Consider the following 24,945-nt stretch of genomic DNA (forward strand, 5'->3'; position numbering starts at 1 on the left):
ATTTATAATGTTTAAAAACAAATCATATATAGGAATCTCTTTTGTTATTCTGATTTTCGGGATTTATGCTATTCCTAAAATTGTTGATCGAGTTAAAAACGGTGACGTTGTCAAAGGAAACCGTTTGGATAATGTTGAATCGAAATCTTCTAAAGATGTAAAACTTTTGACTATTGGGCCTGCGCCAAAATTCGAATTAACGAATCAAGATAATGCAAAGGTTTCAAATGAAACGTACAAAGGGAAAGTATATGTTTTGGAATTCTTCTTTACAACTTGCCCATCTATTTGTCCAAAGATGAATATGAGTATGCTGGAAATTGAAAAGACATTTTTTGGAAATCCTAACTTCGGAATTGTGTCAATTACAATTGATCCAAAACACGATACTCCACAGGTTTTAAAAGATCATGCAAAATTACTTGGTGTAAAATCTTCTAACTGGAATTTCTTAACAGGGGAGAAAGACGTAATTATGGATTTATCAAACAAAGGTTTTAATCTTTATGCTGGCGAAAATGATAAAGTAAGCGGAGGTTTCGAACACTCGGGATTGTTTGCTTTAATTGATAAAGATGGAAACATTCGATGCAGAAAAGATGAATACGGAAATCCGAGTATCTATTATGATGGTTTAGACAAAAAAGGAGTTCGTGATATTCAAGAAGACATTAAAATTTTATTAGCAGAATAAAAATGGAAGATAATACTTTAGAGAAAAAATATAATAAATTGATTATTGCGGTTTCAATTGTAATTCCGGTTGTAGTGGCAATTTTATTTGGAGTTAAATTAAAAGATTTTGGTTTTAATGTAGAACCTTTGTCTTTTTTGCCACCAATTTACGCAACTACAAATGGTATTACCGCTGTTGTGCTAGTTTGGGCAGTTTTAGCAATAAAAAATGGAAAACAAAAATTGCACGAACGATTAATGACTTTTGCAATTGCTTTATCTCTGGCATTCTTGGTAATGTATGTAGCTTATCATATGACTTCTGATTCTACAAAATTTGGAGATTCTAACCACGATGGCATTTTGGATGCAGTAGAAAGCGCTAAAGTTGGTTCATTGCGATTAGTTTACTTTGTTATTCTGATAACTCATATTTTGCTTTCTATAATAATTATTCCGTTGGTTTTAATTACTTATGTAAGAGCACTTGCAAAACGATTTGACAGACACAGAAAAATTGCGAAAATCACTTTTCCAATTTGGCTGTATGTCGCTGTAACTGGAGTTGTAGTATTTTTAATGATTTCTCCTTATTATGCGCACTAGAAATAAAATCCAAAAGTCAAATTCTAAACTCCAAAGGTTTGCCCTTGGAATTTGTGTTTTTTTAATTGGAATTTCCTCGAATGCTCAATGTGCGATGTGTCGTGCAGCACTATCAGGAGATTCTAATATTAAAAAAGCTGAAGCAGTAAATGATGGAATTGTTTATTTAATGGTAATTCCGTATTTACTTGTCGCAATTATAGGATATCTGATTTACAGTATGTATTCTAAAAAGAAAAAAGCAGTGTAATTACACTGCTTTTCTTTTTTATTTAAGTCCGTTTACAGAGACATTTACCGTTCCGTTTATTTTGATAAAAGCTATAATTGCTTGATTGGTTAGCTGTATTTTATCAAACTGTATATCCTCCATTTTTCCATTTACAAATACACCTGGCATTGGAGAATAATTCTTTAAATAACCTGCCATGTTTTTCTTTCCTTCTTCCAAATTTGGCTGGATTGAATAACGGCAGCTTTCTTCCATTTTTCTCAAAATATATCCTTGTGCAAGCCAGTTTGCAGTTCTCATTAATTTACTTTTGGTATCTAGAACATAATCCAGCTTGTCGAAATAAATCTCTTTTGTTTGCGGATTGTACTGCGGAAAACCATTTAAATAAAGTGTTCCGTTTATAGATCCTAAAACGTCTAATGCAATAACCATTTTTCCGTCTTTATGCCAGATTGAAACATTTTTTACCGTGACTTTTTTACTTCCTGAACCAAATTCCTGACCGGCAAAATTCTTGGTCATAATCTTTGAAGCATCTACGTAGCTGGAAATTGCTGCAATATTGGCAGAAATCTGATTTGGAATTTTAGCAACAGGTTTCAAGACAGTTTTGCTGGCGCTATATTTTGATTCAGGTTGTTTTCCAACAATAGTTTCCATGTTGCATTTCATTCCCATATCTAGCAGAAATGAATCGTTTTTAAGTTTGGCGTTTGTTGAATAAATTTCAATAGGAACAATTCTCAACCAGCTTTCATAAGTATCACTCATTTGAAAAGGTGTGCAGATTTTTTCAACTGCTTGAAGAACATTTGGTTTAAAATCCATTGATTTTTCAATTGCCTCGTCAATTTTCTTTTCCAGTTTACTTTTAAAAATAGAAATCGCTGGATTTATTAAATAGGTAATTGGCATGTTTTTGCCAAATACCGTCATTGTTGGGCTTTCGCTCCAATCGAGAGATTTGAATTCGGTTTTAGTGGTTAATTTCCAATTGCTAAGAACTGCTTCGCTAGATAATGTTATAATTCCGTTTAAGTTAAATTCTCTAACGTCATATAATTCTACACCTAATTTTTTTGTTCCAATTCGATATTTGATATTCGCTTTAAGCGGTAGAATAGTTTTTATTCTTTTATCTGGATTGGAAGGATCGTTTTGAATTTTAATTGGAGCTTGTTTCCAGATTTTCATCTCAATATCATCATCTTCGATATTGCTATCCTCATAAATTAATCCGTTTAGAAGCGAATTTGTCTGATTTTCAATATCGCTTAATTTTATCGTTATCGGAAGGTTAATAAAGGAAGGATTACTGTCGTAAACTAACGGACTAGCATCGTCAGGTTCAGGTTTTAATGTTTCTAATTTTTGAGTTGAAGAACAGCTTGTTAATACGGCAAGCACCGAAAACATTGAAATAACAGAAGTAAGCTTCATTTAGTATGAATTTTTAAGACAAGGTAAAATTACGAAAACAATCATATTTTCTTAAAAAAGTGTAACAATTATAATTAATGTAAGTCTAATACTAAATAGGTAACAAAATTATTAACTTTTTATTATCATAATTTACTTAATAAAAATGTTATTATTGTCTAAAAATTTAACAATACCATGATCGAAATTAAAGATTTACACAAATCCTATAAAATGGGAAGTTCGGAATTACACGTATTGAAAGGGATTAATTTTAATATTGAAGAAGGAGAATTAGTTGCGATCATGGGATCATCTGGTTCTGGAAAATCTACACTTCTTAATATTTTAGGAATTTTGGACGAAGCTGATTCTGGAAGTTACATTTTAGATAAAACCCCAATCAAAAAATTAAACGAAACGATAGCTTCAAAATATCGTAATAAATTTTTAGGTTTCGTTTTTCAGTCTTTTAACCTAATAAACTATAAAACAGCATTAGACAATGTTGCAATGCCACTTTATTACCAAGGTATTAAAAGAAAAGAACGTTACGAAATCGCAATGAAATATTTGGAAAAAGTTGGCTTAGGATCTCACTCTCATCACTTGCCTAATGAACTTTCGGGCGGTCAGAAACAACGTGTGGCGATTGCTAGAGCCCTTGCCTCAAATCCGAAAGTTTTACTAGCCGATGAGCCTACAGGAGCTCTTGATACTAAAACTTCTTATGAAGTAATGGAGCTTATTCAAGGAATTAACGACGAAGGGAAAACAATTTTGATCGTTACCCATGAGCCTGATATTGCTGCAATGTGCAAAAGAAACGTAGTCCTGAAAGATGGATTAATTATCGATGATAAAAAAGTAGAACAAGTTAGAGCTTCGTCTTATGTTTAATATTGAACGCTGGCAGGAAATATTTGAAGCCATTTCTAAAAACCGATTAAGAACATTCTTAACGGGGGTTTCCGTGGCTTCGGGAATTTTTATTTTGGTGATTCTGCTTGGTGCAGGAAAAGGGCTTCAGAACGGAATTGAAAAACAATTCGAACGTGATGCTGCAGGAATTATAGAAGTTTGGTCAGGTACGACAACTAAAGAATACAAAGGATTAAATCCAGGAAGACAAGTACAATTTCGTAATAGTGATTACAATCAATCTGTTCAAAAATTTGAAGACAAATTAGATTTGAGAGCCTCAACAAACAATTATTGGGGACAATCTTTTGCTTATGGAAAAGAATCTGGGAATTATCAGTTTAGAGGTGTTGATCCAGATTATGGCGGAATAGAAAATTTAACCATTATTCAAGGTCGATATGTAAATGCTAAAGACTTGGAAAGCAATGCAAAAGTAGCCGTTATTGGACTGAAATTGAAAACCGATTTGCTTAAAGATAGAGAAGCAATTGGAGAAGAGATCTTAATTAATAATATTAGTTTTAAAGTAATTGGAGTTTTTACTGATCCAGGAGGAGAAAGAGAAGAAACTCGTGCATATTTACCATTGACTACCGTTCAAAAAACGTTTGGAGGAGGTGATAAAATCAGCAATTTGTTTTTTACACTTAAAAAGACAAGTAACTATGATGAAGCGTTAGCACAGTCTGAAAAATTCACACAAGATTTAAAAGATTTACTGAAAAGTAAAAACATGGTTGCTCCAGAAGATGACAGCGGTGTTGGTGTTTATAATTCGGTAAAAGATGCCAAACAATTTTATGATCTTAATTTATATATCAGACTTTTCTTTTGGTGGGTTGGTATTTGTACAATCATCGCAGGTGTAGTTGGGGTAAGTAATATCATGCTTATCATTGTAAAGGAAAGAACAAAAGAAATTGGAATTAGAAAAGCACTTGGAGCATCTCCATTTTCAATTATCTCAATGATTCTTCATGAATCAATATTTATTACCACCATTGCTGGTTTTATTGGTTTGTTAGGAAGTTTGCTTTTATTGGAATTTGTTGGGCCAATGGTTCAAAGTGAATTCTTTAGAAATCCAGAAGTAGATTTTGGTGTAGCATTGACTACCTTGATTTTACTTGTATTTGCAGGTGCAATGGCTGGTTTTTTTCCGGCTTACCGAGCAGCCAAAATTAAACCTATTGTAGCACTTAGAGACGAATAATTATGTTTAGTAAAGATAATTGGGACGAAATTTTACAGGCATTAACTGCCAATGTTTTCAGAACGGTTCTAACTGCTTTTGGAGTGTTTTGGGGTATATTTATTTTGGTAATATTGCTAGCGGCTGGTAACGGTTTAGAAAATGGAGTTAAAAAAGGATTTGATGGAATAGCAACCAATACAATGTTTATGTGGAGTCAAACCACTTCTAAAGCGTATAAAGGTTTGCCAAAAACACGCCGTTATGATTTTAGAAATAGTGATGTTGCCGCATTGAAACAAGCTATACCAGATTTGTTATACGTTTCGCCAAGAAATCAGCTTGGCGACTTTAATGGAACCAATAATGTGGTAAGAGGGACTAAAACTTCTGCGTTTACAATTTATGGGGATTATCCTGAATTGATTAAGCAGCAGCCAATGGATATCATTAAAGGTCGTTTTGTAAATCAGCAAGATATTAATGAGCGACGTAAAGTAGCTGTAATTGGAAAAGGGGTTATTAGCGAATTGTACGGCAAAGAAGAAGAATGCGTTGGAACTTACATCAAAATCAATGGTATAAATTTCATGGTTGTTGGAGTTTACTCTTCTAAACAGCAAGGAGGAAATGCAGAACAAGAACAAAAGAATATTTTTATTCCGTTTACTACATTTCAACAGGCTTTTAATTATGGAGATAAAGTAGGATGGATGGCACTGACAGCAAAAGACGAATCTTCGATTACAGATCTGAAACCAAAAATATTAGAATTAATTAAGGCTCTACATTCAGTTAATCCTACAGATGATCGTGCAGTTGGAAATTTCGATTTGTACGAGCAGTTTAATAAAGTGCAAAGTCTTTTTAATATTTTAAAAGTGATCGCGTACTTCGTAGGAACTTTAGTTTTGATATCTGGAGTAATTGGAATTTCTAATATCATGCTGATTGTAGTTAAAGAACGTACAAAAGAAATAGGTATTAGAAGAGCTTTAGGAGCAACACCTGGAGCAATTAGAGGTCAGATATTATCAGAATCTATATTTTTAACGATCATTTCAGGAATGCTTGGAATTGCCGTTGCGACAGGAATTATAGCACTTTTAAATATGGCATTAGATTCGATGCCGCCTGGCGGAAATACAATGTTTGCCAACCCTAGTGTAGATTTGGGAGTAGTATTTGTAGCATTGTTAATATTAGTAGGATCGGGATTATTGGCAGGATTTATTCCGGCGCAAACCGCTATTAGTGTTAAGCCAGTAGATGCATTAAGAACAGAATAAAATTATCAATCAAAATAAATCGATTAAACCAAGAACAAATGAAAAAAGGAGTAACCGTAACCATTTTAATATTCATTGCAATTGTTTTCTTTGGCGCACTTTATTATTTGTATGCTAAGAATCAAGAATCGCCGATTGTATTTAAAACGGAAAAAGCAGAGATTAAAACTATAGTAAAAAATACTATTGCGACAGGAAATATTCAACCTGATGAAGAGGTCTTAATTAAACCAAATATTTCAGGTATTATTGAAGAAGTGTACATTAAAGCCGGTGAAAAAATCAAAGCTGGCGATATGATTGCTAAAATTAGAGTTGTAGCCAATGTTTCGAATGTGAGTAGTACGCAAAATCAGGTTCAAACAGCTAAAATTGCTTTGGATAATCAGGAAAGACTTTATAAAAGACAAAAAACATTATTCGAAAAAGATGTAATTTCAGCAAATGATTTTGATGCTGCACAAGTAGCTTACAATCAGGCGAAACAAACTTATTTGGCGGCAAAACAAAGTTTGGATATTGTTAAAACAGGAACAACTTCTTCATTAGGAAGTTATGCCAATACATTAATTCGTTCTACGGTAAACGGAATGGTGTTAGACGTTCCAGTAAAAGTTGGAAATCAGGTTATTGAAAGTAATAATTTTAACGAAGGAACTACGATTGCAAGTGTTGCCGATGTTGGAAGAATGATTTTTATTGGAAAAATTGACGAATCTGAAGTAGGAAAAATTAAAGAAAAAATGCCAATTGAAATTACAATTGGTGCAATCGAAAATAAAAAGTTTGAAGCTGTTTTAAATTATATTGCTCCAAAAGGAGTTACAGAAAATGGAGCTATCCAGTTTGAAATTAAAGGGCAAATGATCAATAGAGATGATACTTTTATTAGAGCTGGTTTGAGTGCAAACGCTTCAATTATTTTAGAAAAAGCAGATAAAGTTCTGGCAATTAAAGAATCTTTGGTTCAATTTGACAAAAAAACACAAAAGCCTTATGTTGAGATTGAAACTGCTCCGCAGAAATTTCAAAGAAGAGATTTAGTTTTAGGAGTAAGTGACGGAATCTACGTTCAAGTTAAAAGCGGTCTAAAAGACACAGATAAAATCAAAATCTGGAATCAGGGTTTGATTACTGAAGGAGAAAAAAAATAATTTAATTTGAAGGTTTAGGGATCTTTTTGGTTTTAAAAAATGTTAAATTCGCGTAGTTCAGTTTACTGCGCTTTCATCGAAGATATATGAAAATAAATAAATATAATAGTCTGGTTATTGCAATGTTATTCGGTTTCGGATTAACTGGACAAGCGCAATCAAAGAAATGGACCTTGGAAGAGTGTGTTAGATACGCGCTTGAAAATAATATCACGATAAAACAATCTGAACTAGATTTGAAAAGTGCTGATATTGACAAAAAAACAGCATTTGGAAATTATCTTCCATCTGTAAACGGAAGTGCTTCTCACTCTTGGAACATTGGTTTGAACCAGGATGTTACAACAGGTATTTTGCGTAATCAAACAACACAATATTCTTCTGTTGGTTTAAATGCTGGTGTAGATATCTATAAAGGTCTTCAGAATCAAAATGCTTATCGAAAAGCAAAATTATCAATCGTTGCATCACAATATCAATTGCTAAAAATGCAAGAAGATATTTCTTTAAATGTTGCCAGTGCATTTTTGCAGATTTTATCTAATAAAGAAGATTTAAAGGTTAAAACAGAGCAATTGGCAATTGACGAAAAACGTTTTGCACGTTCTGAAGAAATGGTAAAAGCAGGAACTATTCCACGTGGAGATTTGTTCGATTTGAAAGCAACTGTTGCAACTGATAAACAAAACATCGCTGTTTCTGAAAATAATTTATTGATTTCTAAATTAAGTTTAGCTCAGCTTTTGCAATTAAAAGAATTTGCAGATTTTGATGTTGTCGATGATACTAATGTAGCGGATGAAAATAATATCCTAGCTCAAAGTCCGATTGATATCTATAATAAAGCTAAAGAAACTAGAACAGAGTTAAAATTAGCGCAGACTAATCTTGAGATTGCTGAGAAAAACGTAGCTATTGCTAAAGGAGCTTATCAGCCAACTTTGAGTGCCTTTTACAGTTTTAATACCAGAGCAAGTTATTCTGATGTTGTTACTGGATCAGTGCCAAACACAGCAAATCCGACTTCTCAAATTGGATTCGTTGAAGGAACTAATCAAGCGGTTTTACAGAATAATTACACACCTGTTTTAGGAAAAGCAGATCCAATTTTAGATCAGTTTAGTGATAATAAAGGACAGTCTTTTGGATTCCAGCTTTCGGTTCCTATTTTCAATGGCTTTTCAGTAAGAAACAATGTTGAACGTAATAAAGTAAGTTTAGAAAAATCTAAAATAGATTTAGAGCAAAAAAGTTTAGATTTGCAGCGTAACGTTTATACTGCTTTTACAGATGCAAGAGGAGCTTTAAATACTTATGAATCTGCTACGGTTACTTTAGAAGCAAGACAGCAGGCTTATAATTACGCAAAAGAAAAATATGATGTTGGTTTAATGAATTCATTTGATTTCACACAAGCTCAAACATTATTGACTAATGCACAGTCTGATGTAATTAGAACAAAATACGATTACATGTTTAAGATCAAAATATTAGAGTTTTATTTCGGAATTCCGATCGTTCCAATTATTACAAAATAATTTATTATGCAAAAAAAAACAGTTTATTTCTTATTAGGTGGAGCAGTAGCTCTCATTGTAGCTTTAGTGGTTCTTTCTAAGAAAGGAGTAATAGGAAATAAGGACGAAGGAAAAGAAGTAGAAACTGCAAAAGTTACTGCTTCAACAATTGTTGAAACAGTTTCGGCAACAGGAAAAATTCAGCCAGAGATTGAAGTTAAAATAGCTTCCATGGTTTCTGGGGAAATCATTTCATTAAATATCAAAGAAGGACAAGTTGTTAAAAAAGGCGATTTATTAGTAAAAATAAATCCTGATTTATATACTTCTGGATTAGATAGATCTGTTGCAAATTTGGCAGGAACAAAAGCAAGTCTTACTCAATCTGATGCTAGTTTTAAAGAAGCAAAAGCAAATTATGAGCGAAATAAAACTTTGTATGATAAAGGTGTAATCTCAAAATCTGATTGGGATAAAGCCGTTTCTTCTTATGAAGTTGCAAAAGCAACAAAACAAAGCGCTTATTACAATGTTCAAAGTGCTTCTGCATCTGTGACAGAAGCTCGTGATAATCTTGGCCGTACAACAATTTATTCTCCTGCAGACGGAACAATTTCTGTTTTGAATGTAGAATTAGGAGAAAGAGTTCTAGGAACGCAACAAATGGCAGGAACGGAGCTTTTACGTGTTGCCAACCTTAATAATATGGAAGTTGAAGTTGATGTGAACGAAAATGATATTGTAAAAATTAAGATAGGAGACGAAGCAAATGTTGAAGTTGACGCTTATTTGAAAAAGAAATTCAAAGGAGTGGTAACTAGTATTTCTAATTCTGCCAGCACAACATTAACTTCAGATCAGGTAACCAACTTTAAAGTTAAGGTTCGTATTTTAAAAGATTCTTACCAAGATTTATTAGAAGGAAAACCAAGCACCTATTCTCCTTTTAGACCAGGAATGACGGCTACGGTTGATATTATCACAACAACAAAAACAAATGTTTTGGCAGTGCCAATTAGTTCTGTTGTGGTAAAATCAGATACTACTGCAGTAAAAGATTTTACTGTTGAAGATCCAAACCAAGATAAAAAAGCTGCTCCAAAAAGCGATAAAAAATTCGAATGTGTTTTTGTGAAGGTTGGAGATAAAGCTAAAATTAGAGTCATTAAAACAGGAATTCAAGACGATACTAATATTGAAGTTATGTCTGGGTTAAAACCAGGAGATGTTGTAATTACAGGTCCGTATACGACAGTTTCTAAGGAACTTAACTCCGGAGATAAAGTAAAAAATAAAAAAGCGGAAGAACCTAAGAAATAGTTATTTATGATGATTTCTTTATGCGGTAGCCCTCCAGCTGGATTTTTTCAAGCATTATTTACGATTGGATTAGTTGTAACAGTAGCATCTATGTCATACACGCATTATAAAGTGTATAAAAGTGAATATTACAAAGAAGAGTTTGTATATTTTTCAGTTGGAAAAAAGATAATGCTTTATGTGAGTTTTTTGATGGTTAATTTGTGTATTATACCATTACTGTTGTTACTTTGTCTTTTTCTTTTTTCCTGACATACTTTATTTGTCAATCATTAATAATTTAAAATTAAAATATTTTGTCTTTTATTCTCAACATCGAAACGGCTACTAAAAATTGTTCAGTATCTGTCGCAAAAGATGGAAATACCATTGCATGTAACGAACTTGCAGATGAAGGATATTCGCACGCAGAAAAACTTCATGTTTTTATAGAAGAAGTAATTTCAAAAGCAGGCATTTCTGTTCAGGATTTGAGTGCAATTGCAGTTAGTCAGGGACCAGGATCCTATACAGGTTTAAGAATTGGTGTTTCTGCAGCAAAAGGTTTATGTTATGCTTTAAATATTCCGTTAATTGCTGTTGATACGCTTCAAACTTTGGCATCGCAGGCAGGAGTTGCAGACGGAAAAATTATACCAATGTTAGATGCGCGCCGTATGGAAGTTTACAGTGCCATTTTTAATTCAGATTTGACAGTTGAAAGAGCTATTAAAGCTGAAATTATTGACGAAAACTCATTTCAAGAATATACAGATAAGCTTTACTTTGTTGGCGATTGCGCTGATAAATGTAAAGCTATTTTGACTAAAGATAATTTCGTGTTTTTAGAAAATGTAAAATACCCTTCTGCACAGGCGATGAGTAAAATCAGTTTTGATAAGTATCAAAAAAGCGACACTGTGGATGTCGCTTATTTTGAACCTTATTATTTAAAAGATTTTATGATTGCTCCTCCAAAGAAACAATAATATTATTTCTGAATAGTATATGGTTGAACTGCAATTCCAGCTTCATCTAGAGCTATTTTGCAGTTTTCTAGAGTTTCAGAGAAAACAGCTCCATAATTAGCGTTTTTTGCCCAAGGACGTACAGCAAAATCAATAGAACTTGCCGATAGATTTTTTACAAAAACCTCTGGCGCAGGTTTCTTCAATACTTTAGGGTTTTTATTTAAAACATCTAGAAGGATTTCTTTTGCCTTTTTGATATCTGAATCGTAAGAAATAGCAAAAGTCAAATCTGCTCTTCTTTCTCCTTGCATTGAATAATTGATAATATTTCCATTAGATAAAGAACCATTTGGAACAAACACAGTCTGATTATTTGCGGTAAGCATTTTGGTTACAAAAATCTGGATTTCAAGAACTGTTGCAACAACACCTTGCGCTTCAATTGTATCGCCAACTTTAAATGGTTTGAAAACAATAATCAGCATTCCGCCAGCAAAGTTAGAAAGCGATCCTTGTAATGATAAACCAACCGCAAGACCCATTGCTCCTAAAATAGCTACGAAAGATGAAGTCTCGATTCCTAATTTAGAAATAAAGGTTACAAACAATAATATTCGCAACGCCCACAATAAAATGTCGGATAAGAATTTTGTTAATGTTGGATCTAGATTTCGCTGAATCATTACTTTTCTAATGATACGATTAATCAGTCTGATAGCATATAAACCAACAAATAAGATTAAAAATGCTGAAATAAGTTTTGGTGAATAATCAACTAAAATATCAATAAATCGAGTAATATATTTACTGACTTGTTCTGGGCTAATGTTCATGATTTTAAAATAAAAAAACCTTCTCAAAAGAGAAGGTAGATTAGTACTGCAAATATAAAAATATTTACATTATAAGAAAAGTCTGTTTATGCTTTGTCAGCAGCTTCATCGCCTATTTCTTCTACTTCTGCAGCAGATTTTTCGCTTACATCAACAACCGATTCAGAAATAGTTTCTGGTGTCTCAACGGCCAAAGAAGCTGTTTTTTCTTTAACAGAATCAACTACATCATTTACCACTTTAGCAGCTTTGTCAGCATATTCGCTTACGGTATCTTTTGCCTTTTCAGCATAATCTGCCGCTTGGTCAATAATAGGTTCAGATGCTTCTTTTACTTTTTCAATTGTTTCTTCAGCAAAAGCTTCTGCTTTTTCTATGTAAGGCGTTGCGGCTTCTTTTGCTTGTTCAAAAGTACTTTCGGCATTATTAGCCAATTCTGTTACAGACTCTTTGGTTGAGCCAAATAAATTTTTAAAAAATGAAGATAATCCCATGGTTTTTAATTAATTGGTTATGAATACAATATTAATTAAATTTATAGAATTACTAGTTTTTTTAATGGTAAATAATTGACAACTAGTGGTTAATAATGAAAAAAGCGCCTCAATGAGACGCTTTCTATTATATTTTTGATTGAATTAAGCATTTGATGCTTCTACTTTTATAGCTTCATCATTCAACATGCTTTTCAACATATTTTCGATACCGCTTTTCAAAGTAAATGTAGATGATGGACAGCCGCTGCAAGCACCTTGCAATAGCACTTTTACTGTTTTGTCCTCTTCATTATAAGATTCGAAAGCAATGTTTCCACCATCTGCGGCTACAGCTGGTTTTACATATTCTTCTAAGATATTAATGATTTGCTGTGAAGTGACATCTAATTTGTCAAAAGCTTCATCTTTTTTAGCTTCATCTTTTTTAGCTGTTTGAATTAAACTTTCGTCTAAAACAGTTCCTCCATTTTCTATATATTGTTTAATGAAAGTTCTTAATTCTAAAGTGATTTCATCCCAGTTATTGATCTCATATTTAGTAACCGAAATATAATTTTCATCAATAAAAATTTCTTTCACATATGGGAATTTAAATAATTCCTTTGCCAATGGAGAAGAAGCAGTTTGGTCAATATTTTTATATTCTACGGCGTTACGAGTCAGCATTCTGCTTACAACAAATTTCAAGGCAGAAGGGTTAGGAGTTGTTTCTCCATAAACTGTAATTGGCTGCTTTTTTGCTTTATTTTCATCAACTTTAATGATCACTCCACCTTTTTCAACAAAAGCACTAATTTGCTCTGCAACAGCATCTTTTACATCATCCCAATCCACAATACTGTATCTTTCGATAGCTATAAAATTTCCAGAGATATAAACAGTTTTAACAAACGGTAAATAAAATAATTGCTGAGCTAAAGGAGAAGCTTGTGCTTCATCAATATTTTTAAATTCGAAATTTTGATTTTGTGTAATAAAGTCTTCAAACTCAAACTTTAAAATAGTCGGGTTTTGAGTCTCTTTTATAGTGATTTTCGTCATGATTGTATATTTTTTGCAAATTTACTAAAGTTATTTTCTACTAATACCTATATTTGATTTTTTAATGAAATAATTAAGACTCTTCTCAAAGAAATCGTGTTAAATTGCAAGAGTAAAAAATATATTGAAACAAAATTGCCTTTATGAAATTTAAAATCAGGGTTTTATTAATTTTTCTCATAACTACTTTTTATTCTTATTCACAAGAGGGAATACCAGTTTACTCAGATTATTTGTCTGATAATTATTACCTAATTCACCCATCAATGGCAGGAGCTGCCAATTGCGCTAAAATTAGATTAACGGCAAGAAAACAATGGTTTGAACAAGAAGATGCGCCATCCTTGCAGACCTTAAGCTTTAACGGAAGAATTGGAGAACGCTCTGGAGGAGGTATTATTGTTTTTAACGATAAGAATGGATATCATTCTCAAAAAGGTGTCAAATTAACTTATGCACATCATATTATGTTTTCGAGAGATGAACTTGATTTAAATCAGTTGTCTTTTGGAATTAGCGGAGGTTTAATACAAAATCAATTAGATGAAACGAAATTTGGAGGAACTTTTGACCCAATAGTTTTCGGTTCGATTCAGAAAGATTCTTATTTTAATGTTGATATTGGAGCGTCTTACAACTATTTGGATTTTTACGCTCATGCAACTATTCAGGGATTATTAGAAACAAGAAGAGAATTATACACAGATTACGAAAGCGATAATCTTAGAAAGTTTTTATTTAGTGCTGGTTACGTTTTTGGTAAAAACGAAAATTGGACTTGGGAGCCTTCTATACTTTTTCAGTACTTTGATCAAACAAAAGAAAAAACGCTTGATGTGAATATGAAAGCGTATAAAAGTATGGATTTTGGAAGTCTTTGGGCTGCTTTATCTTATAGAAGAGGTTTTGATGGAGCTCAATATCTTTCTGGAAGCGGAGTTTCTTCTCAAAAATTAGAATTTATAACGCCAATTGTTGGAGTTAATTTTAAGAACTTTATGTTTGCTTACACATATTCTCATGTAATGGGAGATGTAAAGTTTGATACTGGCGGTTATCATCAAATTACTTTAGGAATTAATTTATTCTGTACAAAAGAACGTTACGACTGTAATTGTCCTGCAATTAACTAAACTTTATTATTATGTTGATCAAGTCTGTAAACGGAAAATCACCTCTTATTCCAGAGGATTGTTATGTTGCTGAAAATGCGACTATTGTAGGAGATGTTACTTTTGGACAGTCGTGCAGCGTTTGGTTTAATGCTGTTGTTAGAGGCGACGTTAATTTTATTAAAATTGGGAATAAAGTAAATATTCAAGACGGCGCTATTATTCATTGTACTTATCAAAAACATCCAACAATTATTGGGAATAATGTTTCAATTGGACACAATGCAATAGTACACGGATGTACTATTCATGATAATGTTTTAATAGGAATGGGTGCAATTGTAATGGATAATTGTGTTGTAGAAAGCAATGCTATAATTGCTGCCGGTGCAGTGGTAACTCAAAATACGGTAGTAACTTCAGGAAGCATATATGCAGGTGTTCCTGCTAAAAAAGTAAAAGATATTGACCAATCTGATTTTGCAGGCGAAATCGAGCGTATTTCGAACAATTATGTAATGTACTCAGGTTGGTTTAAAAACGAAGATTAAGTTTAAAAATTCCAAATTCCAAAAAGGTTAGACTCTTGGAATTTGGAATTTTTATTTTTTTTTTGGAATTTTTTTTAAAAAAAACTAAAGGTTGATTTTTTCGAAGAAAGTGCTTTTATAGCTTTCGCTGATTGGAATTCTTTTATCGCTTATTAAAACCTTGTTTTTCTGAATCGATTTCACATGTTTTATGTTGATAATATACGATCTGTGAATTCTTGCAAAACCTTTGCTGGAAAGAAGATTCTCTAATTTGATTAAGCTAATTAAAGTCAGCGTAAATTTATTGTCTGTTGTGTAAATTTTGACATAATCTTTTAATCCTTCAATAAAAAGAATATCAGCAAAATTCAATTTTACATTTTCATATTCAGCTCTTACAAACATAAAATCCTGATCTATTTCGGGAGCATTTGTGTTTTCAGCAACTTGATTTGTTGCTGCCGGATGTAAAACTTGCTGCGCCCTTACAACAGCTTTTAAAAAGCGGTGAAAAGGAATTGGTTTTACCAAATAATCTACAGCACCAAGGTTAAAGCCTTCTACAGCATAATCAGAATAAGCAGTAGTGAAGATTACAAGAGGTTTTTTTTCGATTGTATTTAAAAAATCAATCCCAGAAAAATGTGGCATCTGAATATCCAGGAAAACCAAATCAACATTATTCTGATTGATAAATGAAACGGCATCAATTGCATTGTTAAATGAATTGATCAATTCTAATGAATCTACTTTTTTGACAAAATCCTGCAATAATTCTACTGCTAATGGTTCGTCATCAATAATTACACATTTCATTTTTTTAGGATTAAAATTTTTGAATCTGTTTTGGCATTCAAAAGTAATTTAAACCAGTAAATTATGTTTTAAAATTTTCATAAAATACTGGTGTTAAGAAATTAAATCACGCATTAACTGTAATGGTTTTAGAAAATCATTCTAAAAATTTTGAAGCTTTTGCTAATGAAGCAATGCTCAAAATGCTATTTTTAGAATGTTTTTTTCTGTCCATAATCAGTTTTATTAATGCATAGCGGTTTTGATTTCATCTAATTTTAAATTCAGATGAACTCTGTAATATTCATTATCCTGAGTAATGGTTAGTTCGTGTGCATTTGGATAAAGCAGATCAAGACGGCTTTGAATATTTACTAATCCAATTCCTGAATTTTCAGGGTCTTTCACATAATTTTCGATTGTGTTTTCTATCCAGAAATCAAGATTGTGATCGGTAATCAAAATTTTAATCTTTACGTGAGCGGCTCCTTTATAATCAGTTCCGTATTTGAAGGCATTTTCAACAAAAGAAATCAATAGTAAAGGCTCAATAAATTTATTTTTAGTATCGCCATGTACATTGATAACAATGTCTTCAATATTGTTTAATCTTAGTTTTTGTAATTCGATATAATTCTGAATATAATTGACCTCTTTTTCTAAAGCCACCGTTTTGTTATCTGTCTCATACAACATATAGCGCATAAGTTCAGACAATGTCACGATGGCATCAGGGACCAAATCAGATTTTTTGTGTGCCAAAGAATAAATACTATTTAAAGAATTAAATAAAAAATGCGGATTGGTTTGTTTACGCAAATAGATTAATTCTGTATTTGTTCTGTGTGTTTCGGCAATCAGTTTATTTTGCTGATTATTATAAAATTCAGTTAGTGTTCTAATAATTGCAGAGATTGTAATAATCAGAATGTAGAAAAATGAAGGTGCAAATTTAAAAAAAAGTGGTTGCTTCATCATTCTCGGATGCATTCTGCCTTCTCTAGGAAAAAAATGCGGACCCTGAGGAAAAGTTCTCGGGGGCATTATATTCTCGGGTCTTAAATGTCTAAATTCAGGAATAAAATAATTTAGCCTGATAACCATAAAAAGTGCAATTAAACCAAAGGCAAACGTAAAGTAAAGCCAATATTTTTTTTGCAATAAATAATGAGGAACCAAATAAAAATAGTTCAGGTAAAACAATACTATTCCAGTTGACCATTGCGCATAAAAATCATTACTGATTTTAAAGGGACTTTCGTAAAACTGAATTAACGAAGTTAAAATAAAGAAAATCCATATTGCACAATGGAATAGAATTTTGTTATAGCCGGTATTTTTTATGGTATCTAACTGCATTTATAATTTTATTTTTAATAAAATTAAATCTTTTTCGGTTACTGTTGGAGATAAGTTCTCTTCAAGTTTGTCTTTTACAAGATCGGCTACTTTTAAAGCATCTCTTTCTGTTGCAAAACTTTTGTTTTCACTTATAACTGGAATAACGGTCTGTTTAATTAAAGTTTTTTCTTTATAGCTAATGGTATATCCCCATCCAGAATTTGTTCTAAATGTTGAAGTTTTTAGTCTCTCATTTTTTTCGCATGAAGCAAAAAATAAAAGAAATGCAGTAAATATTAAAATCTTCTGGATATTGGTCCAGAAGATTTTTTGAGTATTAGTTATCGTCATCACTTTGTTCGTCTAACGGTTTAAACTCCCAGGCATCGTCAAAATATGTAGAACCAATTCGGCCTAACATATAGAACCCTCTGTTGTTAATCGCGAAACCAACAGCGTCAGTTCTTGTTGCACCCTCCATGGGAGTTCTTTCTTCCCATAAATCAGTAGTTGGATTGTATTCCCAAACTGTTTTTACATTTTCACCTCCAACAACATATCCTAATCCGTTCATTGAGAAACTAGAAGCGTTTGAACGAACAATCGCATAATCGTCATTGTATGAGTAATCGTCATCAGTATCTTTATCGATATCTCTTTTTTTAACCCATGCATCTGTTGATGGATCAAATTCCCAGAAATCTTCTTGGTATGTTCCGTTGTTTGAACCTGTAACTAAATAAGCTTTGTCTGCAATTACAAATACAGTAGCATTACGTCTTTTATTTCCAGGAAAACCACTTAAAAGTGTCCAAGTATTTGCTTGGTCATCATATTGATAGAAATCTTTTAAATAATTTCCATCATAACCTGTTCCGAAATAAGCTTTACCGCCAACTTGAAAACCTACAGCCGCATAACGAGCAGTTCCAGCAAAATCAGCTTTCTGAGTCCAGCTGTTGCTAGATGGATCGTATTGGTAAAAATCTTTCAGTTTATTGGTTCCATCGTAACCAAGACCAACATATCCTTTTTCGTTTAATGCGAAGCTAGAAGCAGAACTTCTTCCAACTCCTGTAAAATCAGCTTTTTGTTCCCAATAATCTCCAGATGAGTTGTAAACCCATAAATCTTTTAAATATTCATCTCCAGTATAACCACCGACAACATATGCGAAATCTCCAATAACGAAACTTGTTGCGCTAGATCTTGCTGGACCGTCAAAGGCAGATTTCTTAATCCAGTTTCCTACTAAATCATCGTCTTCATCATTACTGCAGCTTAGAAAAAAAAGGCTCGAAAAAAGCGCTGTGAATAAAATTCCTTTTTTTAGATTAATCATAGTTTATTTAATTTATTGTTTGTATTTGATCCCTATTCCTAAAACGTAACCATTTCCAGTATTATAATCGTATACTTTATGGTCACTGCTGTCTAATAAGTTGTATTTTTTATCAAAATCGTAACCTGCTTTAAAATTTAAAAACCAATTGCCGCTAACGTTTCTTTCGTATTCCAAAGCCGATGTCATTTGTGATAAAACAGCTTTTTCAGCATTATTATCTGCATTGGTGCTTTCGTCTAGATGATAAAAATTTCCATTAAAACTGTTCGTTAAACTAAATTTGTTTCGAACATTATTTGAATAAGAAATTTTCGAATCTGGAAAACCAATTCTAAAATCGGTTTTGTCATTCATTTTATAACCAAAAGCCACAATCGGTGTAATTTTTGGCGCTCCAAAAATTGATGTTCGCCCAGCTCCAACTATTACGTTTACTTTTGAGCCAATCTGCTGGCTAATCGCTAAACTTCCTAGAACAGTGAGATCTGAAAAATCTAAATTACTCTGAAAGTTTGCCGTTGGAATAATAGAAAACTGCCATTTTGTTTTTTCTGACATTTCATACGAATATTCAAATTTGTTTTGAATCTGGTTGAATTTATCCTGATCTTCATAAAAGTTGTATGGATTAAATTCGTAATTCACTTTTAAATTTGAATATTCTAATGTGTTCGCTATTTTGCTTTTTGTTCCTAGTTCTTTTTGATAAAAAATAGCAATGTCTGTTTCGTTAAAATTTATTTTATCTGTTGGCTCAGTTTTGAAATTCACATTGGCGCTGAAATTTTCCTGAGCTTCCAAACCTAAAACTGAAATCAAAAAAAGAGAACAAATTAAAAACCGTACTTTCATTATTTATTTTATTGGCTCAAAATTAGGTGGATGGCCCTCTTAAAAAAAAGAAGATATATATATGACCTGTTTTGATAGACAAAACCGTCCTTTTTAAGGTCGAATTAAAATTTGAGAATAGAATTGATATTGTAGATGGATTTGTGCAGTCTGTAGCTTAAAAAAGCTTGGTAGTATATGTTATAGTGTATCGCCAGAGTGAGCAATTTATATTTGCGCAAAAATTAGATTATGCGCAAGTTTATATTGATACTGCTTTTTGTAATGAGCTTATTTTCATGTGGGACAGATACAGACACGGGTGAATTTACAGTTGGATCAGATTATTTGGCTTTGAGTAATAAAGTGGTCTTAATTGATACCGTTACGGTCGATATGTCAACTATAAATTTTGACTCGCTGGCGACTTCAAATAGAAGTAGAATTTTAATTGGAAATTACGATGATCCTATTTTTGGAAAAGTAAAATCTGATAGCTATTTCCAGCTTTCTACGAGTACTTATGCTTTAACAAGTGTGGGATCAGATACAGAATCTGTGAACTATGTTTTCGATTCTATTTCTATGATTCTTAAATACGATCGTTATTATTATGGAGACACCACAAGGGTACAGACATTTAATATTCATAGATTAACTCAAAGGGTTAAGCCAAATTCTGAAGATGATAATTTCTACAATAATTCAACTTTGAGTTATAGCTCAGAAAGCCTTGGAACAATTTCATACAAGCCAAGACCATTACAGAAAGATTCTATAAATATCCAAATGAGTAAGGAGTTTGGAGAGGCACTTTTCCTGAAAATCAAAAAAAGAGAAATTACAGACTATGATAGTTTTACAGAATATTTAAAAGGATTAGTGCTTGTACCTGATACCGGAAATTCTTCAAGCGCTATTGGTTTTAGTGTTTCAACAAGTAAAGTGCGATTGTACTATTCAAAATACCAGGCAGATGATGAAGCGGATTCTTATATACTCGATTTTCAGATTCTAGATGCCACAAAACAGTTTAATTCTATATCGTCAGATAAAACGGGTACAATTCTTCAAAATCTCCCCATTTCGACCAGTAAATTATCCAGTACATTAACAAACAATCAAGGATACATTCAGTCTGGAACTGGAGTAGCTTGTCGGGTTGATTTTCCAAATATAAAGCAGTTTAAAAATATTTCGACTAATGGAGCTATTGTCGATGCAGAATTGATTTTGAAACCCGTCAATAATTCTTATTCAGAAAAATATCCTTTAGCAGATTCTCTCACTGTTTATGTTGGAGATAATTTGAATCGAATAAGCGGTTCGCTGGTAAATTCAGCTGGTACTGCGGTTTATGGTAAATTGAGTCAAAAGAGCGACGAGTTTAATGAAAATGTCGGCTATTCTGTTTCCATTGGAGCTTTTCTGCAGAAAGAAATGCTAAAGGCATCCGATTCGAGGTCATCACTTATTTTAACCTTGCCAGGAATTGCACAGTCTGTTAACCGATTAGTTTTGGGTGACCAAAAGCATTTGAACAATAAAATTCAGCTGAAAATTTATTACATCTCTTATTAATGAAAAATAAAATTGTTTTATGGAGTTGCTTCCTATTAATGTCGTTGACTTCATTTTCGCAAAGTATTTCTAGTTCGCCATATTCATTATATGGCGTCGGAAGTTTATATGATTCAGATTTTGGTTATCTGCCTTCAATTGGTTCATCAGGAATTGCTTTGCCATCAGATACTTTTATCAATAATTTGAACCCGGCATCGCTTGGGTTTATGTATCAAAATCACTTTCTTTTTGATATTGGAGGGAAAGCCATTTCTACGACTTATCAAAGTAGTTCTCGAACAGAAAAACGAAATAATTTTCAGTTTTCTCATTTGGCTTTTGCATTTCCAGTAACTAAAAATTCAGGTTTTAGTTTATCGCTTCGTCCATATTCTAGTTCTGTTTTTAAAATTTCGAATTTAAAACTGCCTATTGCAGATAGCCAGGAATATTATTATGTAAGTGCAGAAGGATCAGGCGGATTAAACAATTTAGATTTCTCATACGGATATAAATTCGGAAAAAAATTGACGCTTGGAGCAACTGCAACAGTGCTTTTTGGAAATACCGTTGATGATCGTGCTTTTCTGGTTTCAAACGCAATTACAACCATAAGTAAAACAACAGATTACAGTGGAGTCCGTGCAACATTAGGAGCGCAATTTAAAGTAGATTCGACTTTTACAGTAGGAACAACATTAAAAGTTCCAGCAAAAATAAATGCATCAAAAGTACAGTCTGTAACGAGTATTGCAGACGAAGTTCAATCGTCTATTGAAACAGACGTAGCTTCAGACGTTGATGATTATTACATGCCTCTCGAAATAGGTTTTGGAGCTAGTAAACGCTTTAAAAATAATCTAAATGTGACTTTAGATTACGAAAAGAGTTTTTGGGGAAATACAAACCAGTCTGAACTTTATGGAGAATTTGTAAATCAAGACCGGTTTGCTCTTGGATTTACCTATAGTTCAAAAAAGAACGCACGAAAATATTGGGATAGAATAGGGTATGCTGCAGGAATAAATTATGATACAGGTTATCTTGAAGTAGATAGTCACCGTGTCAATAATGCCTCAATCTCAATCGGACTTAATTTGCCAATTGAAAATACATTTTCATCTCTTAATGTTTCCTATTCTTATGGACAGAAAGGTAGAATTGCAAATGATTTAATAAAGGAAAATTACCATAAAATATCGCTCAATTTATCGTTGGACGGAATTTGGTTCGTCAAGCGAAAAATTGAATAAGACTCTAAAAGTCTTTTTTGATTACTGGATATTTGTATTCTAAAATGGACTCTAATACTTTAGGGTCAGAGTTAACATAAAATACAGGATCATTATCTGTATTTTCAGAAAAACCGACCTTATCTCGAAGCAGATTTTTAGTCTGACGAGCAACAGCTTCTCCTGAATCAATTATTTTAATATGATCTGGGAGAATTTTTTGTATTTGAGGAATTAGATAAGGATAATGGCTGCATCCTAAAACCAAATAATCAATATTAGCTTCGATCATTGGCTGAAGGTAAGATTCTAATAATTGTGTCATTTCTGGTGAATACAAATTACCATCTTCGATAAGCTGTACAAGTCCGTAGCCTACCTGCTCAATGATTTTTGTATTTTGGAACATTTCGGCAGTTTTATTAAACAGCTCACTATTTAGGGTTCCTTTTGTTGCAAGAATTCCAATTACTTGTGTTTGAGAATTATTTGCTGCAGGTTTAATAGCAGGCTCAATTCCAACAAACGGAACATCGTAATCTGCACGAAGCTCTAATATTGCATTTGTCGTCGCAGTATTGCAGGCAACAACAATTAATTTGCAATTATTCTCTAGTAAAAACTCTACATTTTTTTTGCTTAAAGCAACAATCTCTTCTTTAGTTTTTTGACCATAGGGTGCATTTTTGCTGTCAGCAAGATAAATGGTTTTTTCGTTTGGAAGAAGATCGTGAATGGCGCTCCAAATTGAAGTTCCGCCAATGCCAGAATCAAAAACGCCTATAGGATTATTGTTTGTCATAAAGCAAATTTAGTATTTTTTGAGTATAAATTGTTACTCTAAGTTAAGTCAAATCTAGAAAAAATACCAGCGATTAATTTTAATTTTTTGTAAAAAAAAACTGCTCAAATTGTATAAATTGAGCAGTTTAATTATAGAGATTTAATTTCTTAGAATCCTAAATCTTTTTTAACGTCAGCAGTGATGTTTGGACCATCAGCTAATAATAAAGTAGAACCATCTAAGATGTATTGGAAACCTTTAGCTTTTCCAACTTTTTGGATAGAAGTTCTAACTTTTTCCATTAAAGGTTTTACGATATCAGTTTCTTTTTGTTGTAATTCTTTTTGAGCATTGTCTCTGTAGTCAACAATTCTTTTTTGCATATCTTGAACTTCTTTAGAACGCTCACCATTTACTGCATCAGTTACTGTTGCTGCTTCAGCTTCATACTTTTTGATTTTTACTTGATATTCATCAACCATTTTTTTGTATTCAGCATCATATGTACCACTTAATTTTTGCAGTTGATTTTGAGCATCTAGCATAGCAGGCATTTTCGACATGATCTCGCTTACATCAACATGGGCTACCTTCGCTTGCGCGTTCATTGTGTTACTTGCTCCTAAAATAAGAATTGCAGCAATTAGTAAAGTTTTGATTTGTTTCATCATTTTTAAAATATTAATTAATTATTGGTCGTATTTGTTTTTTGCGTTTCGGCCTCTTTTGCTTTTTTAGCCGCTTCTCTTTCTTCTAAAATTTTCTTTCTTTTTTCTTCCAATTCTTTTTTACGTTGTTCGTAAAGTAATTGTCTTTCCTCAGCTTTTGTCATCGTAGGCTGCTCAGCGGCTGGTGTTTCTCCAGTAGCAGCAGGTGTTGCAGTTTTAGCAGTAGAGCTTGTTTTTGCAGCATCTGTTGTTGTTGCTGGTGTTTCTGTCGCTGTTTTAGCTGTTCCAGAAACCGTGCCATTTTTTTTAGCTTCTCTTTCAGCAGCTAAAGCATTTCTTCTGTCTTCGTATTCTTTTTTCTTGGCTTCCTGTTCTAATTTTCTATCTTGAATTAGTTTCTCTCTAGCCGCCTTTTTTTCATCAAGTGCTTTTTGGCGTTCAGCCATAGCTGGATTTTCGTCAATTGCATTTTCAAGATTCTCTTTCGCTTCTTGTTCTTTTAATTGCTTTTTCGTCAGCTGTTCACGTTTCTCTGTACGATTTAAAACCCTTAAAACCTGATCGCTGATGTCAAATCTTTTGTTACTGAAAAGCATTGTAAGATCTGATGATTTGTCAAAAATAAAATCATAATTCTTTGCTTCTGCAATATCCTGGACAGCAGTAAAAACCTGATCTTGGATTGGTTTTGCTAATGCTGCTTTCTGCCTCATTAAATTACCATCAGACCCAAATTGTTTCTGCTGATAATCCATCATTTCTTGCTCCAGAAACTTAATTTCAGTTTCTCTCTCTTCAATTAATTCCTTAGTAAGTAAAGCTTTTTCTGTTTTTAAACTTTCTTTAAGGTTATTTATATTTAATTTTTTAGCCTCAACTTCTTGTTTCCACTTTTGAGCTTTTTGCTCTAATTGTGATTTGGCTTCTTTATAATCGGAAACATTTTCTAAAATATATTCCATGTCGATGTAGCCAATTCTAGTCGTCTTTCCTTGTGCCTGACTTGTATTTGCTACAATCAAGGCTAAAAATATAAATAAAAATTGTTTTCTCATAACATAACTTTATTTGATGATTTTTAACCAAACG

The 24,945-nt window shown here is 32.6% G+C and carries 26 protein-coding genes; 14 read left to right on the forward strand and 12 right to left on the reverse strand.

What is annotated here, in order from left to right; translation table 11 throughout:
* The first annotated feature begins 7 nt into the window (after positions 1-7).
* Genes OD917_RS15130 through OD917_RS15140 form a run of 3 tightly spaced genes read left to right on the forward strand, consistent with a single transcriptional unit; the run spans position 8 to position 1,531 of the window.
* Complete coding sequence (locus OD917_RS15130; RefSeq protein ID WP_263524255.1) at positions 8-694, forward strand: SCO family protein; 687 nt, start codon at positions 8-10, stop codon at positions 692-694.
* Between the two features lie 2 nt (positions 695-696).
* Positions 697-1,281, forward strand: coding sequence for a DUF420 domain-containing protein (locus OD917_RS15135; RefSeq protein WP_263524256.1), 585 nt, complete (start codon positions 697-699; stop codon positions 1,279-1,281).
* On the forward strand, positions 1,271-1,531 hold the full coding sequence (locus OD917_RS15140) for a hypothetical protein (protein WP_263524257.1): 261 nt from the start codon (positions 1,271-1,273) through the stop codon (positions 1,529-1,531). The genes OD917_RS15135 and OD917_RS15140 overlap by 11 nt, the downstream gene beginning before the upstream one ends.
* Positions 1,532-1,549: 18 nt before the next feature.
* Here the strand turns inward: OD917_RS15140 and OD917_RS15145 are convergent, their stop codons facing one another.
* The gene (locus OD917_RS15145; protein WP_263524258.1) at positions 1,550-2,956 is read right to left on the reverse strand and encodes a DUF4403 family protein; all 1,407 of its coding nucleotides are present in this window, start codon (positions 2,954-2,956) and stop codon (positions 1,550-1,552) included.
* A gap of 177 nt (positions 2,957-3,133) precedes the next feature.
* On the opposite strand from OD917_RS15145, the gene OD917_RS15150 reads away from it, so the two are divergent.
* The 7 genes from OD917_RS15150 (at position 3,134) to tsaB (ending at position 11,299) form a co-directional block, all read left to right on the forward strand.
* Entirely contained in the window at positions 3,134-3,835 is a 702-nt protein-coding gene (locus tag OD917_RS15150) for an ABC transporter ATP-binding protein (RefSeq protein ID WP_110347013.1), read from the forward strand.
* Entirely contained in the window at positions 3,828-5,072 is a 1,245-nt protein-coding gene (locus OD917_RS15155; RefSeq protein WP_263524259.1) for an ABC transporter permease, read from the forward strand. Before OD917_RS15150 ends, OD917_RS15155 begins: the two co-directional genes overlap by 8 nt.
* Positions 5,073-5,074: 2 nt before the next feature.
* A complete protein-coding gene (locus OD917_RS15160; RefSeq protein ID WP_111283791.1) occupies positions 5,075-6,340 on the forward strand; it encodes an ABC transporter permease in 1,266 nt (421 codons plus the stop codon).
* Between the two features lie 38 nt (positions 6,341-6,378).
* On the forward strand, positions 6,379-7,494 hold the full coding sequence (locus OD917_RS15165; protein ID WP_263524260.1) for an efflux RND transporter periplasmic adaptor subunit: 1,116 nt from the start codon (positions 6,379-6,381) through the stop codon (positions 7,492-7,494).
* A gap of 86 nt (positions 7,495-7,580) precedes the next feature.
* Positions 7,581-9,032: a TolC family protein gene (locus OD917_RS15170; RefSeq protein WP_263524261.1), complete on the forward strand. Its 1,452-nt coding sequence runs from the start codon at positions 7,581-7,583 to the stop codon at positions 9,030-9,032.
* A gap of 6 nt (positions 9,033-9,038) precedes the next feature.
* Positions 9,039-10,331 carry an efflux RND transporter periplasmic adaptor subunit gene (locus OD917_RS15175; RefSeq protein ID WP_263524262.1) on the forward strand — a complete coding sequence of 431 codons (1,293 nt, stop codon included), beginning with the start codon at positions 9,039-9,041 and terminating at the stop codon, positions 10,329-10,331.
* Positions 10,332-10,627: 296 nt separating this feature from the next.
* A complete protein-coding gene (tsaB, locus tag OD917_RS15180; protein ID WP_263524263.1) occupies positions 10,628-11,299 on the forward strand; it encodes a tRNA (adenosine(37)-N6)-threonylcarbamoyltransferase complex dimerization subunit type 1 TsaB in 672 nt (223 codons plus the stop codon).
* A gap of 2 nt (positions 11,300-11,301) precedes the next feature.
* Here tsaB and OD917_RS15185 read toward each other — a convergent pair whose 3' ends face one another.
* The 3 genes from OD917_RS15185 to OD917_RS15195 all read right to left on the reverse strand — a co-directional run bounded on the left by OD917_RS15185 (position 11,302) and on the right by OD917_RS15195 (position 13,652).
* A complete protein-coding gene (locus OD917_RS15185; RefSeq protein ID WP_263524264.1) occupies positions 11,302-12,114 on the reverse strand; it encodes a mechanosensitive ion channel family protein in 813 nt (270 codons plus the stop codon).
* Positions 12,115-12,200: 86 nt separating this feature from the next.
* Positions 12,201-12,608: a YtxH domain-containing protein gene (locus tag OD917_RS15190; protein ID WP_263524265.1), complete on the reverse strand. Its 408-nt coding sequence runs from the start codon at positions 12,606-12,608 to the stop codon at positions 12,201-12,203.
* A 144-nt stretch (positions 12,609-12,752) separates the two neighbouring features.
* Positions 12,753-13,652, reverse strand: a complete 900-nt coding sequence (locus tag OD917_RS15195; protein ID WP_263524266.1) for a NifU family protein — start codon at positions 13,650-13,652, stop codon at positions 12,753-12,755.
* Positions 13,653-13,795: 143 nt separating this feature from the next.
* Here OD917_RS15195 and OD917_RS15200 point away from each other — a divergent pair, with 143 nt between their 5' ends.
* Together OD917_RS15200 and OD917_RS15205 are read left to right on the forward strand one after the other, a co-directional pair.
* Complete coding sequence (locus OD917_RS15200) at positions 13,796-14,785, forward strand: type IX secretion system membrane protein PorP/SprF (RefSeq protein ID WP_111283807.1); 990 nt, start codon at positions 13,796-13,798, stop codon at positions 14,783-14,785.
* Between the two features lie 11 nt (positions 14,786-14,796).
* Positions 14,797-15,315, forward strand: coding sequence for a gamma carbonic anhydrase family protein (locus tag OD917_RS15205; RefSeq protein WP_263524267.1), 519 nt, complete (start codon positions 14,797-14,799; stop codon positions 15,313-15,315).
* Between the two features lie 84 nt (positions 15,316-15,399).
* Here the strand turns inward: OD917_RS15205 and OD917_RS15210 are convergent, their stop codons facing one another.
* The 5 genes from OD917_RS15210 to OD917_RS15230 all read right to left on the reverse strand — a co-directional run bounded on the left by OD917_RS15210 (position 15,400) and on the right by OD917_RS15230 (position 19,630).
* A complete protein-coding gene (locus OD917_RS15210; protein ID WP_263524268.1) occupies positions 15,400-16,113 on the reverse strand; it encodes a LytR/AlgR family response regulator transcription factor in 714 nt (237 codons plus the stop codon).
* Between the two features lie 225 nt (positions 16,114-16,338).
* Positions 16,339-17,451: a sensor histidine kinase gene (locus tag OD917_RS15215; RefSeq protein ID WP_263524269.1), complete on the reverse strand. Its 1,113-nt coding sequence runs from the start codon at positions 17,449-17,451 to the stop codon at positions 16,339-16,341.
* Positions 17,452-17,784 carry a DUF4907 domain-containing protein gene (locus OD917_RS15220; protein WP_263524270.1) on the reverse strand — a complete coding sequence of 111 codons (333 nt, stop codon included), beginning with the start codon at positions 17,782-17,784 and terminating at the stop codon, positions 17,452-17,454.
* A complete protein-coding gene (locus OD917_RS15225) occupies positions 17,771-18,775 on the reverse strand; it encodes a Kelch repeat-containing protein (RefSeq protein ID WP_263524271.1) in 1,005 nt (334 codons plus the stop codon). Before OD917_RS15225 ends, OD917_RS15220 begins: the two co-directional genes overlap by 14 nt.
* Before the next feature lie 12 nt (positions 18,776-18,787).
* Positions 18,788-19,630 carry a DUF6268 family outer membrane beta-barrel protein gene (locus OD917_RS15230; RefSeq protein WP_263524272.1) on the reverse strand — a complete coding sequence of 281 codons (843 nt, stop codon included), beginning with the start codon at positions 19,628-19,630 and terminating at the stop codon, positions 18,788-18,790.
* A 231-nt stretch (positions 19,631-19,861) separates the two neighbouring features.
* Here OD917_RS15230 and OD917_RS15235 point away from each other — a divergent pair, with 231 nt between their 5' ends.
* Positions 19,862-21,190: a DUF4270 domain-containing protein gene (locus OD917_RS15235; protein WP_263524273.1), complete on the forward strand. Its 1,329-nt coding sequence runs from the start codon at positions 19,862-19,864 to the stop codon at positions 21,188-21,190.
* Positions 21,190-22,425 (forward strand): aromatic hydrocarbon degradation protein, encoded by a 1,236-nt coding sequence (locus OD917_RS15240; protein WP_263524274.1) that lies wholly within the window; start codon positions 21,190-21,192, stop codon positions 22,423-22,425. Before OD917_RS15235 ends, OD917_RS15240 begins: the two co-directional genes overlap by 1 nt.
* Before the next feature lie 4 nt (positions 22,426-22,429).
* Here OD917_RS15240 and murI read toward each other — a convergent pair whose 3' ends face one another.
* The 3 genes from murI to OD917_RS15255 all read right to left on the reverse strand — a co-directional run bounded on the left by murI (position 22,430) and on the right by OD917_RS15255 (position 24,911).
* Positions 22,430-23,206 (reverse strand): glutamate racemase, encoded by a 777-nt coding sequence (murI, locus tag OD917_RS15245; RefSeq protein ID WP_263524275.1) that lies wholly within the window; start codon positions 23,204-23,206, stop codon positions 22,430-22,432.
* Positions 23,207-23,355: 149 nt separating this feature from the next.
* The gene (locus OD917_RS15250; protein ID WP_263524276.1) at positions 23,356-23,859 is read right to left on the reverse strand and encodes an OmpH family outer membrane protein; all 504 of its coding nucleotides are present in this window, start codon (positions 23,857-23,859) and stop codon (positions 23,356-23,358) included.
* Between the two features lie 14 nt (positions 23,860-23,873).
* Complete coding sequence (locus tag OD917_RS15255; protein WP_263524277.1) at positions 23,874-24,911, reverse strand: OmpH family outer membrane protein; 1,038 nt, start codon at positions 24,909-24,911, stop codon at positions 23,874-23,876.
* Positions 24,912-24,945 lie beyond the last annotated feature (34 nt).

Source organism: Flavobacterium sp. SH_e (assembly GCF_025717045.1).
Taxonomy (GTDB): Bacteria; Bacteroidota; Bacteroidia; order Flavobacteriales; family Flavobacteriaceae; genus Flavobacterium.

What these genes read in the sequence shown, in the direction of transcription:
- OD917_RS15130 (WP_263524255.1), top strand. Translation starts at nt 8, where the DNA reads ATGTTTAAAAACAAATCATATATAGGAATCTCTTTTGTTATTCTGATT.
- OD917_RS15135 (WP_263524256.1), top strand. Translation starts at nt 697, where the DNA reads ATGGAAGATAATACTTTAGAGAAAAAATATAATAAATTGATTATTGCG.
- OD917_RS15140 (WP_263524257.1), top strand. Translation starts at nt 1,271, where the DNA reads ATGCGCACTAGAAATAAAATCCAAAAGTCAAATTCTAAACTCCAAAGG.
- OD917_RS15145 (WP_263524258.1), bottom strand. Translation starts at nt 2,956, where the DNA reads ATGAAGCTTACTTCTGTTATTTCAATGTTTTCGGTGCTTGCCGTATTA.
- OD917_RS15150 (WP_110347013.1), top strand. Translation starts at nt 3,134, where the DNA reads ATGATCGAAATTAAAGATTTACACAAATCCTATAAAATGGGAAGTTCG.
- OD917_RS15155 (WP_263524259.1), top strand. Translation starts at nt 3,828, where the DNA reads ATGTTTAATATTGAACGCTGGCAGGAAATATTTGAAGCCATTTCTAAA.
- OD917_RS15160 (WP_111283791.1), top strand. Translation starts at nt 5,075, where the DNA reads ATGTTTAGTAAAGATAATTGGGACGAAATTTTACAGGCATTAACTGCC.
- OD917_RS15165 (WP_263524260.1), top strand. Translation starts at nt 6,379, where the DNA reads ATGAAAAAAGGAGTAACCGTAACCATTTTAATATTCATTGCAATTGTT.
- OD917_RS15170 (WP_263524261.1), top strand. Translation starts at nt 7,581, where the DNA reads ATGAAAATAAATAAATATAATAGTCTGGTTATTGCAATGTTATTCGGT.
- OD917_RS15175 (WP_263524262.1), top strand. Translation starts at nt 9,039, where the DNA reads ATGCAAAAAAAAACAGTTTATTTCTTATTAGGTGGAGCAGTAGCTCTC.
- OD917_RS15185 (WP_263524264.1), bottom strand. Translation starts at nt 12,114, where the DNA reads ATGAACATTAGCCCAGAACAAGTCAGTAAATATATTACTCGATTTATT.
- OD917_RS15190 (WP_263524265.1), bottom strand. Translation starts at nt 12,608, where the DNA reads ATGGGATTATCTTCATTTTTTAAAAATTTATTTGGCTCAACCAAAGAG.
- OD917_RS15195 (WP_263524266.1), bottom strand. Translation starts at nt 13,652, where the DNA reads ATGACGAAAATCACTATAAAAGAGACTCAAAACCCGACTATTTTAAAG.
- OD917_RS15200 (WP_111283807.1), top strand. Translation starts at nt 13,796, where the DNA reads ATGAAATTTAAAATCAGGGTTTTATTAATTTTTCTCATAACTACTTTT.
- OD917_RS15205 (WP_263524267.1), top strand. Translation starts at nt 14,797, where the DNA reads ATGTTGATCAAGTCTGTAAACGGAAAATCACCTCTTATTCCAGAGGAT.
- OD917_RS15210 (WP_263524268.1), bottom strand. Translation starts at nt 16,113, where the DNA reads ATGAAATGTGTAATTATTGATGACGAACCATTAGCAGTAGAATTATTG.
- OD917_RS15215 (WP_263524269.1), bottom strand. Translation starts at nt 17,451, where the DNA reads ATGCAGTTAGATACCATAAAAAATACCGGCTATAACAAAATTCTATTC.
- OD917_RS15220 (WP_263524270.1), bottom strand. Translation starts at nt 17,784, where the DNA reads ATGACGATAACTAATACTCAAAAAATCTTCTGGACCAATATCCAGAAG.
- OD917_RS15225 (WP_263524271.1), bottom strand. Translation starts at nt 18,775, where the DNA reads ATGATTAATCTAAAAAAAGGAATTTTATTCACAGCGCTTTTTTCGAGC.
- OD917_RS15230 (WP_263524272.1), bottom strand. Translation starts at nt 19,630, where the DNA reads ATGAAAGTACGGTTTTTAATTTGTTCTCTTTTTTTGATTTCAGTTTTA.
- OD917_RS15235 (WP_263524273.1), top strand. Translation starts at nt 19,862, where the DNA reads ATGCGCAAGTTTATATTGATACTGCTTTTTGTAATGAGCTTATTTTCA.
- OD917_RS15240 (WP_263524274.1), top strand. Translation starts at nt 21,190, where the DNA reads ATGAAAAATAAAATTGTTTTATGGAGTTGCTTCCTATTAATGTCGTTG.
- murI (WP_263524275.1), bottom strand. Translation starts at nt 23,206, where the DNA reads ATGACAAACAATAATCCTATAGGCGTTTTTGATTCTGGCATTGGCGGA.
- OD917_RS15250 (WP_263524276.1), bottom strand. Translation starts at nt 23,859, where the DNA reads ATGATGAAACAAATCAAAACTTTACTAATTGCTGCAATTCTTATTTTA.
- OD917_RS15255 (WP_263524277.1), bottom strand. Translation starts at nt 24,911, where the DNA reads ATGAGAAAACAATTTTTATTTATATTTTTAGCCTTGATTGTAGCAAAT.